Source organism: Frankia sp. KB5 (assembly GCF_002099325.1).
Classification (GTDB): Bacteria; Actinomycetota; Actinomycetes; order Frankiales; family Frankiaceae; genus Frankia; species Frankia casuarinae.
In genome coordinates, this window is sequence record NZ_MRUJ01000241.1 from 1 (window position 1) to 3465 (window position 3465).

Annotated in this window: 5 protein-coding genes and 1 pseudogene; all 6 read right to left on the reverse strand. The window is 70.3% G+C overall.

The features are described 5' to 3' along the window. Positions 1-40: 40 nt before the first annotated feature. Entirely contained in the window at positions 41-1093 is a 1053-nt protein-coding gene (locus KBI5_RS20475; RefSeq protein ID WP_232235241.1) for a methyltransferase domain-containing protein, read from the reverse strand. 11 nt (positions 1094-1104) lie between these two features. Then, complete coding sequence (locus KBI5_RS28500; RefSeq protein ID WP_023842045.1) at positions 1105-1230, reverse strand: hypothetical protein; 126 nt, start codon at positions 1228-1230, stop codon at positions 1105-1107. A 168-nt stretch (positions 1231-1398) separates the two neighbouring features. After that, a pseudogene (locus tag KBI5_RS28860) lies at positions 1399-1521 on the reverse strand (LysR family transcriptional regulator); the annotation flags it as partial. Between the two features lie 33 nt (positions 1522-1554). Beyond that, on the reverse strand, positions 1555-2271 hold the full coding sequence (locus tag KBI5_RS20485) for a histidine phosphatase family protein (protein ID WP_241883047.1): 717 nt from the start codon (positions 2269-2271) through the stop codon (positions 1555-1557). Next, on the reverse strand, positions 2252-3049 hold the full coding sequence (locus KBI5_RS20490; RefSeq protein ID WP_011437627.1) for a CbtA family protein: 798 nt from the start codon (positions 3047-3049) through the stop codon (positions 2252-2254). Before KBI5_RS20490 ends, KBI5_RS20485 begins: the two co-directional genes overlap by 20 nt. A 35-nt stretch (positions 3050-3084) precedes the next feature. Then, on the reverse strand, positions 3085-3315 hold the full coding sequence (locus KBI5_RS20495) for a CbtB-domain containing protein (RefSeq protein WP_085016159.1): 231 nt from the start codon (positions 3313-3315) through the stop codon (positions 3085-3087). Positions 3316-3465: the final 150 nt, after the last annotated feature.

Consider the following 3465-nt stretch of genomic DNA (forward strand, 5'->3'; position numbering starts at 1 on the left):
GTCGCGCCAGTTCGCCGTCGCGCCAGTTCGTCCGCGGGGGTCACGAGGCCGGGATGACCCGCTCCGGGTAGTCCAGCCAGGATGTCTGACCGTCGGGGGTGACGGTGAGCCCGAAGCGGGCGCAGGACGGCCGCCCTGCGTTCACCCACCAGTCGTAGGCCATTTCGAGTTCGTCCCACAACCGTCGTGGCCCATACTGGGTGACCTCGTGCCCGTCCGACTGCCCGTCCGACCCGGCGGTCAGTGACGCCCACGAATGTGACGCCGCGTGGGACAGCAGAAGTGTTCTCGCCGGGCCGCCTTCCTCGATCTGCCCGGTGGTGCAGCCGGGCAGCCACAGGCCGACCGCGAATCCGGCCGCGGCGTCCGCGAAGGGCTCATCCAGATACCGGCAGGTTGTTCTGACGTCGGCGTCGTCCTCGCCGAGCCACCAGACGGGTCTGTCGGCCCGTTGGCCGCGCAGCCGCATGAAACCCGCATCATCATGAAAATGGCCCGAGGCGGTGCCGTCCGCGACGGTCAATGACAGCAGCGCCCCACCGAACTCGCTCGTGAACGGCAGCACGATCCGCCCGCCCGGCCGGGTCTGCGTGATCCAGGGGTAGGGAACGGTAACCACCGACGCCGTGGCGATGATCCGGTCGTAGGGAGCCCGATCGGGAAACCCCGCCGCGCCGTCCCCGACGACCACCGTCACCGGACGGCCGATTCTGGCGAGGACCGCGCGGGCGTGCCCCGCGATTCCCGGATCGATCTCGATGGTGGTGACCTGGCCGGTCGGGGTCCGCTCGGCGAGCAGCGCCGCGTTATAGCCGGTCCCGGTACCGATCTCGAGGACGTTCATCCCGTCCCGCACATCGAGGAGGTCGAGCATCCGGGCCATGACCCACGGCGCGCTGCTGGAACTGGTCGGTATGACGCCCCTACCGTCGTACCTGCCCGTCCCGTCGTCGACCTGCGTCGTGATCCCGTCGTCGCCGCGGCACAGCTCCGACCACCGCTGTGGATCATCCTGGCGCCGGAGCGGGACCAGGAAGAACCCGTCCTCGTCCCGGACCCAGATCTCATCCGGGATGAAATCCTCGCGGTTCACCCGGCGGACGCTCACGCCTTCCCTGAGCCCTTGCACACGCCGCAGGAGACGGTCTCGTTCTTGCCGTCGCTGGTCACGGTGATCTTCCCGCTGCCGTTGCAGGTCGGGCAGGCTACCGGTTTCGCGTGCTTACCCACCCGACCGCCTCTCACCCGGGGTCATCTAGCCACCTGGGGCCACCTGGGGGTTCGGACCCACGGCCATGATTCCATCCGGACGGTGCCGCGCGTCAAGGGGCCGCGGCAGCCTCGTGGCCGGGCCGGGAAACCGGTCGAACCTGACGATTCTGATGCGATTTTCACTCGACCTCCAAGCGAGCGGTGGGTGATGACGCCGCTGCGTTCGGGCGGGTCGCCCACGATGCTGTAGTCGGGCAGAACGGTCACCCCGAGCCCCTGGGCGACCATGAGCTTTCCCATCCGCGCGCCGGCGCCGATGGACGCCGGACCCGGCGGATCTCGCTAAAGCGGGYGGCAGACGTGTGTCAAGGTCCAGTCGGTTCCGGTTCCGGTTCCGGTTCCGGCCGCGGTCCTGGTCGCGGTCGCGGCACTCTCCGTTTTCGGCTGCGTGCCGGTCGTGCCGTCATGACCGCCCGCGCCGATCCGATGGTGCAGGAGGGTCGCCGTCAACGGGGCGACGTCGATCCGCCAGAACATCTCGACCGGGCAGCGCAGGGCGGCCACGAGCACGCCCCGGATGACCGCCGGATGGGTCACCGCGATGATGTGGCTCGGTTCGGTGCTTCGCCGGACCAGCCAGTTCTCGACGCGGCTGAGCAAGCTCAGTAGGGATTCGCCGCCCGGCGGGGCCACCGCCGGATCGCTGTGCCACCGGCGCAGCTCGTCCGGGGGAATCTCGTCCAGGCTGCGCCCCCGCCAGGCCCCGACGTCCAGGTCGCGCAGGGCCGGATCCACCTCGGGGACGACGGGTAGGCCCGGGGCCCGCGGGATGGTGACGTCACCCTTGCGGGCACCGAGGCCCAGGGCGGCGGCGGTCTGACAGGCCCGCGCGGATCCGTCGCAGAGCACCCGTCCCGTCGCGGGAAGCGCGCCAGCCGCTACCGCCTCGGCGGCGCCGGCGGCTCGGTGCAGCCCGTCGGCGTCGAGAGGCTCGTCGATAGGGAACCGGGCGGCCCGCAGGGCCACGGTCGGCGCGCAACTAACCAGGGCCAGCCGCACCGGCGGCACCGATCGCACCGATCGCGCTGGTGGGGGCCGCGGTACGTCGGAACGCGCGTTCGGTCAACGTGCCGAACAGCAGGCCGATGGCCGCCCAGACGGTCGCCTGGATGGCGAGCGAGGCGATCCGGAACCGCCACAGCACGTCGGCCGGGAAGCCCTCCGGCGTCTCGTGCACGTGGGGCAGAACGGCGTAGACGACGCCCAGGACCACCAGCCCGCCGACGGCGGCGGCGATCGTCGCGTTCCAGCCGCCGAGCCGGCCGGTGAGCCGCCGCGCGGCCACACCCGTCCCGACCACGACGATCACCGAGATCAGGATCATGAGGAAGTACAGGACGGTCCGCCGGCCGATCGTGTCGGGATTGCCGATCGCGGGGGGATTCGCCGGGTACTTCAAATCGGGCAGGAGGTAGACCGCGGTGAACCCGGCGAGGGCGACCAGGGCGGCCGTCCCGCGGGGCCCGAGGGTGCCCAGGCGGCCCTGCACGCACGCGTACGCCAGGGCGAACATGCCGCCGATGGCGACGGAGAAGAGCAGCAGACCGGTGAACAGACCGAGCGTCGACTGCACGGTCCGGGACACCGGCTCGGACTCCTCGTGCGCGTGAGCGGCGAGACCCACCGCCTCGTGCGCATGAGTGGAACTCTCGCCCGCCGACTCGAAGGTGATCGCGTGACCGATCTGGCTCTCGCCGAGGGTCTTCGCGACGATGAAGGCGAGCACGGCGGCGACCAGACCGACGAGCATGCCACGGATCAACAGTGTTCGTGCCACAGCGTCTCCTCGCTGGAACAGATCGGGAGGAGGCGTTAGTGGCAGGGGAAGCCGAGCAGGTGGCGGGCGTCGTGCACGAACTCGTGGACGTAGTTCCCGCCGAAGATTGACAGCGCGCCCTGCTCGGCGCCGACGAAGTACAGCCCGAGCAGCGCCAGCAGCCCGCCGAAGAGCAGGAAGGGCACCAGCTCACGCATCGGGATGGTCGGCAGGGCCGGCAGGGCCGGCTGGGYGAGCGGTGCGGGGGAGACGGCGGGGTGCGCCATGAGGAGAACCTCCACTGGAATCACGCGTTCCACGGGTAGGACGGGTTCGGGCAATGGGTCTGACTTCCGAGACCGTCCAGGACGGACGGGCCGATCACAGTGGCGCGACCATGCCGGAATCACACCGGCTTCCATCACACGAACATGTAG